Below are 12,144 nucleotides of genomic sequence, written 5' to 3' on the forward strand. Positions count from 1 at the left end.
GGCGGCCGATACCCGCATATCGACATAGTATTTTTCCTGCCGCCGACGCCGGCGCAAAGTGCACTCCCAGGCAGCAACCGCAATGTCCGCGGCCTGCAAACAGGAGAGTGACGATGGCAAAGCTGGTTTATCGCGTGGTGTCCGCGTGCGGCGCGCTGGGATATGGATTTCCCCGTGAATCGCTGCAAAAGGCGCTGGAAGGGCGTATCGATGCCGTGATCTCGGATGCGGGGTCGATGGACGCCGGCCCGTATTACCTGGGCACGGGCACCGAATACTTCGAACGCGAGGCCGTGAAGGCGGACTTTCGCCACATGGTCGAGGCGGGCGAGCGCATCGACGGACCGGTCATCCTGGGCAGCTGCGGCATGGCCGGCGGCAACCGCAACCTGGACTGGATGATCGACGTCGCCAAGGAAGTCTTTGACGAGCTGGGCGTGAAGGACCGCACCGTGGCCGTCATCCGGTCCGAGCTGGACCCGGCCAGCGTGATCCGGGAATTCCGGTCGGGCACACTGCGGCCCACGGGCGCGGGCCCCGAGCTGGACGCCGCGGCGCTGGAAGAGAGCACCATCGTGGGACAGATGGGCGTGCATCCCCTCATCACGGCATTGGACAGCGGCGCGAAGTATGTGCTGGCCGGCCGGTCGTGCGACATTGCGCTGTTCGCGTCCGACATGATCCGCCGCGGCATCGACCCGGGGCTGGCCTATCACGTCGGCCACGTGCTGGAATGCGGCGCGCTGGCCTGCGACCCGGGCTCGCCGTCGGATTGCCTGGTCGCGGAAATCTACGACGACGGCACCGCGCTTTTCGTGGCGCCGGATCCGGGACGGCGCTGCACGCCGTATTCGATTGCCGCGCATTCGCTCTACGAGGAAAGCCATCCGCAGCTCCAGTTCTATCCCGAGGGGATCCTGGCGATGGAGCACACCGAATTCTTCGCGCGCGATGCGCGCACCGCCGGCATCCGCAACAGCCAGTTCGTGCGGGCAGGCAAACCCTGGCCGTGGAGCATCAAGCTGGAAGGCGCGCGCCGGCTGGGCAAGCGCAAGGTGTCGCTGGTCCACCTGGATCCCGCGGATCTGCCGCGCGTGCCCGCCGACGTGCTGGTCTACGGCCGCAACGGGGTGCAGACCGTGCCGCTGCGCGAGGGCGAAGCGGAGCTGGGCCTGATCGTGGAAACCTGCGCGGCCACGCCGCAGGCGGCCGAAACGCTGGCCAGCCTCCTGACCCACTACCTGATCCACTACGGCTATGCCGGCCGCAAGGCCACCGCGGGCAACATCGCCTATCCGCTGTCGCCCAACCTGGTGAGCTTTCAGCGCGAGGACGGCCAGTATGGCGCGGTGGTTCCCAGCGGCACGCGCGATCCGGTGTTCCAGGCCAACTACCCGATGATCAAGGACGCCGTGCTCAAGCTGGTGCAGGCAGAGTTTGCGGACGCATTGCGCGCCGCAACGTGGAAGATCCACGAAGCCGACGCCAGCCGGCCGGTGGCGCTGGTTCGCACCATTGACCGCGATCCCGCGCAGCTTGCCCAGCGGCATCAGGCCGACCTGAAACGCCTGTTGTCGCTGGCCCCCGCCCGTGACGGCTCGCGCCTGAACATGGACGCGGGCGACGCCTACGAATGGACGCTCTATCACCTGTTGCAGAACGAGGACATCATCAAGAACCGCATGTTCCCGATCACGTACTTCCGCATCAACGGCGCGGCGTGGACGGAAAGCGGATCCGACCGGCCGCGGTACGCGGACATCGGCATCACGGGCTACGAGGGCAACCTGGACGATCGCACGCTGTCCCTGATCGCCGACGTGCCGCCTGCAGGAACGCCGCAGCGCGAGCAGCCGCTGCTGGACATGGCCGTGGTGGTGCGCAGCAAGGACGCCGGCATCAACCGGCTGACGTTCGACATCGTGTTCAATTCCGCCGCCGACTACGAGGCCGCGCTGCGCTCGAACGTGTTCTGCGCGGCCAACGTGGCGCGTGTGCTGGGCGTGGCGCCTGAGCGCGTGGTGGGCACGTTCTTCGTGGACAGCTGCAATGCCATCAAGCTGACGATCGACCGCCCGAACATTTCGGCCTCGCCCGACGAGCGCGACGTGTTCGGGGCGCAGCAGCAGGCCGTCATCGAGCGCCTGTCGATACCGCATTACGCAGAGCGCCTGGCGATGGCCTCGGCGTTGTAGCGCGCATCGCCCGGCCCGCCGCTCGCCCAAGACCAGGGCGGACGGCGGGTTTGCCGTTTTTAGGGCGTCCCCGGATTCATGCCAGAATGGCACGCTGTTCACCCGCCATCGAACCCGAGAAGAATCCGATGAGACCTGGAATTCCCGCACTACGGTTGCTGTCCCTGGCTGGCTTGTTCGCGTTGTCCGCGCCTGCGCTGGCCATCGATTGCAAGAAGGCCGCCACCGGCGTCGAGAAGCTGATCTGCGCCGACCGCGGCGCGGTATCCGCCGACGCGGAATTGAACCGCAGCTACAGCGCCCTGTTGAAATCCGCGCCCGATGCCGAGATCCGCACGATGCTGGTCGAGGGCCAGAAGCGTTGGCTGGCGGCGCGCGACAACGCACTGGAAAGATTGATCGAGTCGCCCGACCTGCTGCCCGACGGCAAGACCCCCGCACAGGCGGCGCGCAGCCTGATTCTTGCGCGTAGCGCCCAGCTCAAGGAAAAGGCCAAGGGGTCCGACACCCCGGCCCTGATCGCGCGGGCGCTGGAACAGCGCAAGTTCCGGGCGCAGTTCACCGGTGGCCCGTTTGCCGGCTTCGCGTCGTCGTGCGACGTGCTGCCGCCCGACTACAACAACTACGCCTGCTTTGCCACCCGCCATTACCAGAACAACGACCGCGTCTGCACGATCGACGAGTACTGGGCGTCCGGCGGCGTCTACACGAAGCGCTACGTGGCCAACGTCGAGAACGGCAGGCCCAAGGTCATCGCGTCGTGCTCGTTCAGCAGCGCCGACGAGGCGTGCAGCGACGGCAATGGCAAGACCCATTGGAACCGGTCGCCGGCAAAGCCCGATTTCGCGTATGCCGACAAGCCGCTGCCAAAGATCGACGGCGAGATCTTCGATACCGACGACTACGAATGGGCGCAGGCCTGCCTGGCCAGTCCGGCCTATCCCGACGGAAAGTAGCGCGCGCAGACGCCTGCGGCGGCGCGGACGGCAGACGAAAGTGTCAGACTGTAATTCGCGCGCCGCGCTCGCAAGATTTGGAAACGGTATGGCCGGCGCGCTGGCCATTTCGTCCACACCACGGACGTAGAATGCCGCTTTTCTTTCCGGCCAGCGGCTGACAGGAACCAATCATGAAAAAAACCCTCCTTCTTGCATCCGTTTGCGCCGCGCTGCTGTCTGCCTGCGCGCCCGCGACCTCTCCCCGTGAAGGATCGTCCGCCATGCCTGATTCCGCCGCCACGTCAGCCGCCACCCAAGCAGGCCTCACCGCCTACCACTGGCGCCTGACCGCCGCCACCGACCCCGCGGGCAAGGCCATCGCGGCGCTGCAGAAGGGGGTCGAACATCAGGTGCGGCTGACCTTCAAGGACGATGGCGTCAATGTCCGCGGCGGCTGCAACGCGCAGTTCGGCGGGTACACGTACAAGAATGGCGTGCTGACCATCGCGAACCTGGCCTCCACGATGAAGGCGTGCGAACAAAGCCTGATGCAGCTCGATGCGGAAATCGCCCAGCGCCTCAAAGGGCAATTGCGCGTGACGCTGTCGGGCGACAAGGCCGAGCCCGCGTTGGAACTGGCCGCGCAGGACGGCAGCGTCCTGACGTTCATCGGCGAACCGACGCCCGAAACCCTGTATGGCAGCACGGGCCAGATCATGTTTCTGGAAGTGGCGGCCAAGCGTGCCGAGTGCAGCCATCCGATGATTCCGCACTACCAGTGCCTGATGGTGCGCGAGCGTAAATTCAACGAGGCGGGCATCGCCTTGCCCGCGCCGGACAAATGGCAGCCGCTGTATCAGTCGATCGAGGGATTCGAGCACCAGGATGGCGTGCGCACCGTGCTGCGCGTCAAGCGCTATGACTGGAAGAATCCGCCCGCCGATGCGCCGTCCAAGGTCTACGTGCTGGACATGGTGGTCGAGCAGGATGCGTCGGGCAAGGCAGCGAAGCGATAGCTGCCAGCGCCGGGTCACCAGGTGATGTAGAACATCGCCTTGGCCAGCACGACGATGGCGACCATGTGACAGAACACGCTGGTGTGCAGCCGGCTTTGCAGCGCGCCGGTGAGCTTGCGCCGGCGTGCCAGTACCAACGCCGTCACGACGTGAACCAGCACGCTGACGGCCAGCAGGATCTTCACTGTCAGCAGCAGCCCGAACGATGAGGCCAGCGGCGCGGCAAGCGCGCCGCGATGCTGCCATGCCAGCCCCAATCCCGCCAGGTACAGCACCAGCACCGACCAGGGCACCACCGAACGCACCCGGGGCCCAAGCTGGCTGCCCAGCGCCTTGCGCACGTCCGGCGGCAGGCGCCGGTGCACCGGTTCCAGGAACAGCACCTCGAAAGCGACGGTGCCGACGAACAGGAAGGCGGCAAGCAGGTGCAGGATGAGCAGCACGGGATAGAGGGTCATGGCGGTATTCTCCGCCGCCGGATGGCGGCGGGAAATGACAAACATCAAGGGGGCGGGGCCCCGTCTGACACCGTACCAGGCAAGCAGCCCGATCAAAAAGCCGGGATGTCAGCTCACTTGCCCGCAGGCTGCAGCGTCAACGTATCCGAGCGCTGGCTGTCCACCTTGGCGCGGCTGAACGCCATGGGGAAATACTCGCCCGTCGCCCAGCCCTTGAGCAGATCCTGGTAGTGCGGGCTGCGCGGATCTGCCGATTGGCCCGGCACGTTCTGCACGCGCGAGTTGTCCCAGTCGGCCACGTCGATCACCTGGCGGTACGATGCGCCGCTGGTCTGGCGGAAGTCGCTCTTGCGGAACGTCGCGCGGTGCACGGTGTCGTTGTCGCCGCCGACCGGATAGCGCGGCGTGGCCCAAGCCTTGGCCGTGTCGGGCGGCAAGAGGCTGGCCAGGCTGTGATCGAACTGGATGTGGTGCAGCTTGCCCCACTGCCACTGTGTCGAATCCGGCCCCATCTTGGCGGTGAGCTTCGTCAGGCCGTCGGCCAGCGCCTGCAGCAGCAGGGCGTCGCGGCCCTGTTCAGGCCGGGGGCCGAAAGCGGTGTCGGGCGTGGCCAGCTTTTCCAGTGTCCGCCGGGTGGAAAGGTCGCCGAACGCCGCGCGTCCGTTAGCCGGCACGTACAGGTCGGTCACGCGCTTGACGACTTCGGGCAGCCAGAACGCGTACACGGTCGCCGCCCGGGAGTCGGTCTCCATGCGGTAATCCCAGTCCTTCAAGAGGCTCAGCGCCGCGCCGACGTTCGGGTCCGCCGAGTTCAACGACTTGGCGTAACCGCCCAGCGTGCGGGCCGGGATCGACAGGTTGTCGAACTGCAAGTCCTGGGATTGCTGCACGGTCAGGCCCCGGCCGTCGGCCACCACCTCCCGGATGCGCTGCACGCGGAAGGGTTCGGCCCACGTGCGCGCCGACATGTCCTTGTACGGGTAGTTGGCGGGCAGGTTGTACTCATTGGCCGTGGCGACATAGCCTTCGGGCGGATTGAAGACGCGCGGCAGGGAACTGCCGGGCAGCACGCCCCGCCATTCGAAGTCGCCGTTGCCGGGCACAGGCAGCATGCCGGACCAGTCATTGCGCGGACGGATCGGCGCGATGCTGCCGCCGAACCAGCCGATGTTGCCGTCCACGTCGGCGTACACCATGTTCTCGCTGGGCGTGTAGTGCTTTTCCATGCCCGCCACGAACTCGTTCCAGTTCTGCGCCTGGTTCAGGCGAAGGCTGGCCAGGTAGGCCGCCGTCCCCGGAAATTCCAGGTAGGCGGCGCGCAGGGCGTAGGCCTTGCGCCGCACCGGGTCTTCATGGATGACCGGCCCGTGGCGCGTGAATTTCAGGCTGCGCGTTGCAGGCGAGGCGCCGCGCACGGCAATGGTCTCGTCGATCTGGCGCATCTTTTCCCAGCCGCCCTGGTAGCGGTATTCGCTGGGGTTGGCGGGGTTGGTGTCGTAGACGTAGAGGTCTTCCTCGTCGCCGAAGGCGAAGATGGTCAGGCCGAATGCGATGCGGTCGTTGTGTCCCATCGAGACGCCGGGCAACGCCGGTTCGCCCGCGCCGATCACGTTCCAGCCCGGGGCATTCAGGTGAACCATGTAGCGCAGCGACGGCATGGTGATGGACCGGTGCGGGTCGCCCGCCAGAATGGGCTTGCCGGTCGCGGTGCGCTCGCCGCTCAGCGTCCAGTTGTTGCTTTCATAGCGCGGCGCCAGCGGGTCGAAGGCCGGATCCAGCGAGGCAAGCCGGCCCTCGGACAAGGCGCTGGCCAGCTTGGCCCGTTCGTCGGCGGCGAGCGGGCTGCGCGGGAAGTCGCCCGCCTCGAACTTCTGACCGTCGCGCGCCAGCCGGTAGGTGGCGAGCACGGACTTGTTGATCTGGCGCACGTCCAGACCGGCGGGCACCTGCAACGCCAGGGGCGGCTCGAAGGTGGTCAGCCCCTGCACGGCATTCAGCCCCAGTGCGGCGATCTGCTCGGACATCCGCACTTCCTCGCTGACGTTGCGCGTCAGCCCGTAGATGCGGATCAGCGAAGTCTCCGGGCTCCAGTAGCCGGGCTCGGTGCCGGTCAGCTTGAACTCCGGCGGCATCTGGTCGGGATTGGCCTTGACCCAGTTCACGTAGGCGTTGATGCCATTGGCGAACGCCGTCAGGATGGCCTGGCCGTCGGGGTGGTAGCTGGCGAATTCCGCCTGCATGTCGCCCCGGTAGCGGAAAAGCCGCGCCGCGCGGTCCTGCTCGATGAAGCGCGGGCCGAACTGTTCGGCCATCTTGCCTTCGCCCTGGCGGCGCCACAGGTCCAGCTGCCAGAGGCGGTCGCGCGCCGCGGAAAAGCCCTGGGCAAAGAACAGGTCGGCCTGATTCTTGGCGTAGATGTGGGACACGCCGTGCTTGTCCCTGACGATTTCCACGGGCTGCGACAGCCCCGCCATGGCGATCGTTTCCTTCTTGCCGCCTGGCGAGGCGCAGCCCGCCAGCACTGCGATCAGGCCGCTTGCCAGCAATGCGGCGGCCCTGCGCTTGAACGTACGCATAGACTTCTCCTCCGGGTTATTGATCTTTTCTATGCCGGCGGTACGCAAGACGCAGGCAGCCGCGCCAAACGCAACACCATGCAACGGCTAGAACTAAAGCAGAAGCGCGGGGAGAAGTGTTTTATTTGATTAATTCTGGCAGGACTTGTAACGCCTTGGTGCAAGCCGTTCGCCGGGGACGCGCTGCCGGCCGGCCGCCCGGCCTGGACGTGCGCGATGTGATGACATTTTTCGTCACGACATCGGGGGTGGCCCAACCCGCAGAGTCGGGCCACGCGCCGCGGCAATCACCACCGTCGCTGCGAACCCGTCTGGCTGGCGGGCGGTTGGGCCATGTCGTCGCCGCGCACCGAGCTGACGTATTTCTGGTAGTCGGTGATATAGGTCGGGCTGTTGATGTTGGGGGTTTCTTCGCCGGCCCATTGGGCTTCGACGCCTGACTCCTTCCACGCCGCCAGATCGCGTTCGACCTCAGCGCGGGTAGGGGTGTAGTTGGACGGCGGCGCGGCCGTGGCGGGGGCGGAGGCCGCAGGTTGCGCACCGGCAGGGCCGGACAGCAGGGCAAAAGCCGCCAGCGCGGCCGGAACGAGGGCGCGTAAGGGAAGTAGGGGCTTCATGTGGGAACTCCTGGTGACGAACAGGGGCGCCGGACCGCGGCTCGGGCTCTCTCGCGCAAAGGCTTTTGGATGAGGCCGGCGCAGGCCGGGGGAAGGCATCCGGCGGACACGTGGCCGCCCGGTGCTCATGCCTTCGTGCTCATCGTAGGACCGCATGGGTGCAGACCACATACTCAAGATTGAGTACGCCGCGTCGTCCTTGCGCTACAGCAGCGAGGCCAGACGGACCAGTTCCGATTGCCGGCTGCATTCCATCTTGGTCAGCAGCGACGCCACCTGTTTGCGCACTGTCAGGACGGAGGCATGACGCAGGGTGGCAACCTCCTCGACGCTATGGCCTGCCGCCAATCCCGCCAGTACCGCGGCCTCGGCATGCGTGATGGAGAACACCGATTGCAGCTTGGTGACGTCCGGCATTGCAAAGGCGCTCTTCTTGCGCATGCGCATCAGCAGCATCCGGCCGCCGATGAGGCTGAGCGCAGGCGGCGCCGCGCTGATATCGACCCAGAAGAGTTCCCCCCACCCCGACGCGGTGGCCATCGACCGCATCTGGCCGTCGCGCGCCACCGCCGCGCAGTGCGCGTCGAACAGCCGCTGCACCTTGGCGTCGGCGTGGCGCAGCCTGCGGCCATGCAGGGTCCAGCCATTGACGTCGTCCAGGAACCCCACCGCCAACGGCGACAGCTTGTCGACGATGCAATCCACGCTGATGAGCAGCACCGCTTCGTGGACTTCTGAAAATGCGCTTTCCAGCGACTTCCAGCCGATGGCGCGATTGCGCTCGCGCTGCGACAGTTGATGACGCAGCACGCGAAAGTACCGGCCAAAGTCGCCGGATTGCAGCCGGTCGCCGGCCTTTGCATCCACGGACGAACGCTGAAAGCCGATCGCCGCGTGCAGGACGGTGTTCGATTCGATGATGAGCGACAGCAGTTGCGCCATGCGATGCCGGACCATGAAGTCCGCATAGAACTCGGTGCGGTGCAACTGGGCGGCGTCGTACATCCGCGCGGTGTCCAGCCACGTGCCGGCCGGGGCATGGCGCCCGTCCTGCTCAAGGATGTCGCAGCTGTAGAAATGCGCTTGGTAGTCCGACGCGCACGCGTCGGAGAAACCGATGGCGGACAGCGTCAACAGCTTGTTCCTGGCGTCGAACACGATGAGCGTTCCGCTGTCGGCCCCGATCAGATCGCGGGCCGTGCCCAGGATGTCCCGCCACGGCGGCTCGGGATCGGTCAGATGGTCCACGGCCTCGACGGCGCGGCGCAAGGCGATTCGATGATCGGGCATGGCGTGCCTCCAACTCTGGTTCAGACGTAAACGCTGCTACGTGTCACAGATGGTTGTAGGTGGCGCCGGCTGGCAAGTGGGCGGCGCACCGCTGCTGCGGATCAAAGCGGCGGGCGCGCCGCGCATTTCAGGTTGGCAACGGCGGTGGGCCCAGCGCCGATTATCGTCGCAAACTTGCGCGCAAGGCGCATTTTGCCGCGCATTTTCACGCGGCAAATGCGGCGTTGATGCGGCGATACCGGGCTAATTCAACCGTCTTGCGCAAACGCGCCCATGCCGCCGTCTAGCATTCCAGCAGCCGCATCAGCCGCGCCTTGTGCGGGCCGTCGGCCTTGCGCGCCAACGCGGCAAGTTTCTTGTCCGACCCGAAGAGCCGCTCGCGCACCGGGGCCCTGTCGTGCTCGGGCAGCCCGGCAAGCGCAGCGGCCAGCTGGTCCAGCGTCGCCGCGTCTTCCAGCGCAAATTTCGCGGGCAACTTGAAGGCATCGGTGCAGACGCGCAGGCAGGCGATGGCGGTGGCCAGGGTGTCCGGCGTCAGGCCATGCTGCTCGAGAAACACGGTGGTGTAGCGGTCCTGCACGGACTGGTGCTCGTCATCCACCAGGTCCATGTAGTGACGCAGCAGCGCAAAATGGCGGCGGCCGGCCAGGCCCAGGGCAAAGGCGGCATACGTGCCGGACAGACACGCCTTTTCGGCCTCCGCGTCGGCGTACCACTCGTAGGGTTGGATGGCGGCGTGCGCATAGGCCGCCAACGCGTCGTGCGCCGCGGGGTGCTGCGCGGCGTTGGCAAAGAAGCGATGCGTCTCTGACTTGGCCAGCCCCTTGACGGGCAGATAGTGACGCGCTTGACTCTTTAACGCGACACGGTAGCCGGCCGGGAAACCCGCGCGCAGCAGGGCCGCCAGGAAGTCCAGCGCCTGCACATAGGCGGCCGGCGATTCCTGCCGGATGGTGATGGTCACCGTGGCCAGCACGTCGTTGGCGGCGCCGTCCGCCAGGTCGGTCGACAGGCGCGTGAGCTCGGGCGCCAATGCGCCGCTGCCGCTGGCCAGCATCGCGCCGGCGCGCGCGCTGCCCAGGCCGCGGGCAAGTTCCAGAAACGTCAGGCCCGTGGGACGCGCATAGCCCGGTTCGTGACGCAGGATCAGCGTGGCGGCGTAGAGCAGCAGGTCGATGCTGCGGTCGTCGGGATCCAGCGAGGCGCCTGGTTTGGGCGAGTAGGTGTTCTGACGGAAGACGTCTTGCGAGATGTCGAAGTAGCGCGGCAGATACTGCGCCTCGGCCCAGCCGCGCAGCGCGTGAATGATCGAGCCGCGTTGTTCTGCCAGCGATTCCTGGCCTGCGTTCAGCGCCAGCATGCGCGTGAAGACGGCGATCAGCCAGGAATGGTCCGGGTGCGGGAAAAGGCGCTCATCCAGCAGGTGGCGGCACAGCAGGCTGACGTGCAGGCGGTCGGTGGGATGGCTGCCGTTCAGCACCGCCTGGTCCACGTAGTGCGTCACGCGATCGCGCAGCGTCTGTTGCTTGACCTCGTCGGTGTGATCCACCAGCGTCAGGCGCAGCCGGCCCTCGGTGGTCGGAAACTGCGCGCGAAAACGGAAGTGGTGGTCAAGATAGGGCGTGCCGGCCAGCCGGGCGATGCGTTCGCGCACGGCCTCGCGCAGCACGGGCGCCAGCGACGTGTGCACTGCGTCGGGGCTGAGCGGCCCGTTGCGCCCTTCGGCGAGCAGGCCGTCCTGGTCGTCGGGCTCCCAACTGGGCATGACGTCGAACACGATGCGCGAGGGCTCGTATTCCAGCAGGATCTCGCTGTGGATGCCGACCTGCAGCGGCGTGCGGGCCACGATGGCATCGATGTCGTCGCGCGCTTGCAGCGTGTCGAACCAGCGGTGGATGGCGGCCAGCGTTTCGTCCTGGATCGCTTGGGCGGTCTTGTGATGCAGGCCAATGGGGCGGGATACGTCGGACATCCTGAGGCGTGAACATTGCGGCAATTGCGCCGAATGCTACACGATGCGGCGCCGCGCCCGTCTCAATGCCGGGACGCGAAATCTCCGATGGCGGCCGCGGGCGACAGCGCGAACGAGGCCTTCATGTCGCGCACTTCCTCGATGGGCGTGCGGCCGAAAAAGCGCTTGAATTCGCGGCTGAACTGCGAGGCGCTCTCGTAACCCACGCGCGCCGAGGCCGACGCCGCCGTCAGGCCGTCGCGGATCATCATGAGCCGCGCGTGATGCAGGCGCGTGGACTTGATGTACTGGATCGGCGAGGTCTGCGTGACCGCCTTGAAATTGACATGGAAGGCCGGCACGCTCATGCCGGCTTCCTGCGCCAGGTGCGTCACGTCCAGCGGTTGTGAAAAGTCCGTATGGATGCGCCGCAGCGCCCGGGCGACGCGGCCGAAGCGGCCCGGGTGCGCCAGCGCGGCGCGCAGGGCGTCGCCTTGCGCGCCGGTGAGGACGCGAAAGCAGATCTCGCGCACGAGCGCCGGGCCCAGGATCTCGGCATCCAGCGGGTTGCTCAGCGCGCGCAGCAGGCGCACGGTGGCGTCCGCCAGTTCCATCGACAACGGGGTGGAAGCAATGCCCAGCGGCGCGTCGCCGGATTGGCCGTCGCCCGAGCGCCCACCGGCAAGCGCGTCGATCGCCACCACCAGGTCCGCCACGGTGGTCAGGTCCATCCGGATGGACACGGCCAGCAAGGGTTCTTCGCGGCTGGCCTGCGTTTCGGTGGAAAAGGGCAGGGGAACGGACAGCACCAGATAGTGCTGCGCGTCGTACACGTAGACCTCATCGCCCAGGAAGCCGAGCTTGCGGCCCTGGCAGACGATGACGATGCCGGGTTCGTACAGGACCGGCGTGCGGCCGAGCGGACGGTCCGAGCGCATGAAGCGCACCCCGTCCAGCGCGGACAGGCTGTAGCCCTCGTTGGGCGCCAGGCGTTCGATGAGGGCAATCATTTCGCGCGACTGCGGACTGGACGGCAGCGTCATGGGGGGGCATCCCGTGTTTCGGTTCCGGTGCGGCACATTCTACCGGCGTCTTCCCGGCGG

10 protein-coding genes are annotated in these 12,144 nt (G+C 66.8%); 3 read left to right on the top strand and 7 right to left on the bottom strand.

Annotated elements, in window-relative coordinates:
- Positions 1-113: 113 nt before the first annotated feature.
- Together QEP15_RS05280 and QEP15_RS05285 are read left to right on the top strand one after the other, a co-directional pair.
- A complete protein-coding gene (locus QEP15_RS05280; RefSeq protein ID WP_152383637.1) occupies positions 114-2,195 on the top strand; it encodes a DUF4387 family protein in 2,082 nt (693 codons plus the stop codon).
- Positions 2,196-2,323: 128 nt separating this feature from the next.
- A complete protein-coding gene (locus QEP15_RS05285) occupies positions 2,324-3,151 on the top strand; it encodes a lysozyme inhibitor LprI family protein (protein ID WP_280148539.1) in 828 nt (275 codons plus the stop codon).
- Positions 3,152-3,194: 43 nt separating this feature from the next.
- Here the strand turns inward: QEP15_RS05285 and QEP15_RS05290 are convergent, their stop codons facing one another.
- Entirely contained in the window at positions 3,195-3,416 is a 222-nt protein-coding gene (locus QEP15_RS05290; RefSeq protein ID WP_175156759.1) for a hypothetical protein, read from the bottom strand.
- On the opposite strand from QEP15_RS05290, the gene QEP15_RS05295 reads away from it, so the two are divergent.
- Complete coding sequence (locus tag QEP15_RS05295; protein ID WP_062840471.1) at positions 3,415-4,149, top strand: META and DUF4377 domain-containing protein; 735 nt, start codon at positions 3,415-3,417, stop codon at positions 4,147-4,149. The two genes, QEP15_RS05290 and QEP15_RS05295, sit on opposite strands and share 2 nt — an antisense overlap.
- A 14-nt stretch (positions 4,150-4,163) precedes the next feature.
- On the opposite strand, the gene QEP15_RS05300 is transcribed toward QEP15_RS05295, so the two are convergent.
- From QEP15_RS05300 to QEP15_RS05325, 6 genes are all read right to left on the bottom strand, one after another.
- A complete protein-coding gene (locus QEP15_RS05300; RefSeq protein ID WP_142050449.1) occupies positions 4,164-4,607 on the bottom strand; it encodes a CopD family copper resistance protein in 444 nt (147 codons plus the stop codon).
- A 113-nt stretch (positions 4,608-4,720) separates the two neighbouring features.
- Entirely contained in the window at positions 4,721-7,183 is a 2,463-nt protein-coding gene (locus tag QEP15_RS05305) for a penicillin acylase family protein (RefSeq protein WP_152383638.1), read from the bottom strand.
- Positions 7,184-7,470: 287 nt separating this feature from the next.
- Positions 7,471-7,800, bottom strand: coding sequence for a DUF4148 domain-containing protein (locus QEP15_RS05310; protein ID WP_152383639.1), 330 nt, complete (start codon positions 7,798-7,800; stop codon positions 7,471-7,473).
- Between the two features lie 204 nt (positions 7,801-8,004).
- A complete protein-coding gene (locus QEP15_RS05315) occupies positions 8,005-9,090 on the bottom strand; it encodes a LuxR C-terminal-related transcriptional regulator (RefSeq protein WP_152383640.1) in 1,086 nt (361 codons plus the stop codon).
- A gap of 283 nt (positions 9,091-9,373) precedes the next feature.
- Positions 9,374-11,062, bottom strand: coding sequence for a DUF6138 family protein (locus QEP15_RS05320; RefSeq protein ID WP_280148540.1), 1,689 nt, complete (start codon positions 11,060-11,062; stop codon positions 9,374-9,376).
- 62 nt (positions 11,063-11,124) lie between these two features.
- Complete coding sequence (locus QEP15_RS05325) at positions 11,125-12,084, bottom strand: AraC family transcriptional regulator (protein ID WP_217617754.1); 960 nt, start codon at positions 12,082-12,084, stop codon at positions 11,125-11,127.
- Between the last annotated feature and the right edge of the window lie 60 nt (positions 12,085-12,144).

The sequence above is a fragment of the Achromobacter mucicolens genome (assembly GCF_029866465.1).
Lineage (GTDB): Bacteria > Pseudomonadota > Gammaproteobacteria > Burkholderiales > Burkholderiaceae_B > Achromobacter > Achromobacter mucicolens.

What these genes read in the sequence shown, in the direction of transcription:
- QEP15_RS05280 (WP_152383637.1), top strand. Translation starts at nt 114, where the DNA reads ATGGCAAAGCTGGTTTATCGCGTGGTGTCCGCGTGCGGCGCGCTGGGA.
- QEP15_RS05285 (WP_280148539.1), top strand. Translation starts at nt 2,324, where the DNA reads ATGAGACCTGGAATTCCCGCACTACGGTTGCTGTCCCTGGCTGGCTTG.
- QEP15_RS05295 (WP_062840471.1), top strand. Translation starts at nt 3,415, where the DNA reads ATGCCTGATTCCGCCGCCACGTCAGCCGCCACCCAAGCAGGCCTCACC.
- QEP15_RS05290 (WP_175156759.1), bottom strand. Translation starts at nt 3,416, where the DNA reads ATGGCGGACGATCCTTCACGGGGAGAGGTCGCGGGCGCGCAGGCAGAC.
- QEP15_RS05300 (WP_142050449.1), bottom strand. Translation starts at nt 4,607, where the DNA reads ATGACCCTCTATCCCGTGCTGCTCATCCTGCACCTGCTTGCCGCCTTC.
- QEP15_RS05305 (WP_152383638.1), bottom strand. Translation starts at nt 7,183, where the DNA reads ATGCGTACGTTCAAGCGCAGGGCCGCCGCATTGCTGGCAAGCGGCCTG.
- QEP15_RS05310 (WP_152383639.1), bottom strand. Translation starts at nt 7,800, where the DNA reads ATGAAGCCCCTACTTCCCTTACGCGCCCTCGTTCCGGCCGCGCTGGCG.
- QEP15_RS05315 (WP_152383640.1), bottom strand. Translation starts at nt 9,090, where the DNA reads ATGCCCGATCATCGAATCGCCTTGCGCCGCGCCGTCGAGGCCGTGGAC.
- QEP15_RS05320 (WP_280148540.1), bottom strand. Translation starts at nt 11,062, where the DNA reads ATGTCCGACGTATCCCGCCCCATTGGCCTGCATCACAAGACCGCCCAA.
- QEP15_RS05325 (WP_217617754.1), bottom strand. Translation starts at nt 12,084, where the DNA reads ATGACGCTGCCGTCCAGTCCGCAGTCGCGCGAAATGATTGCCCTCATC.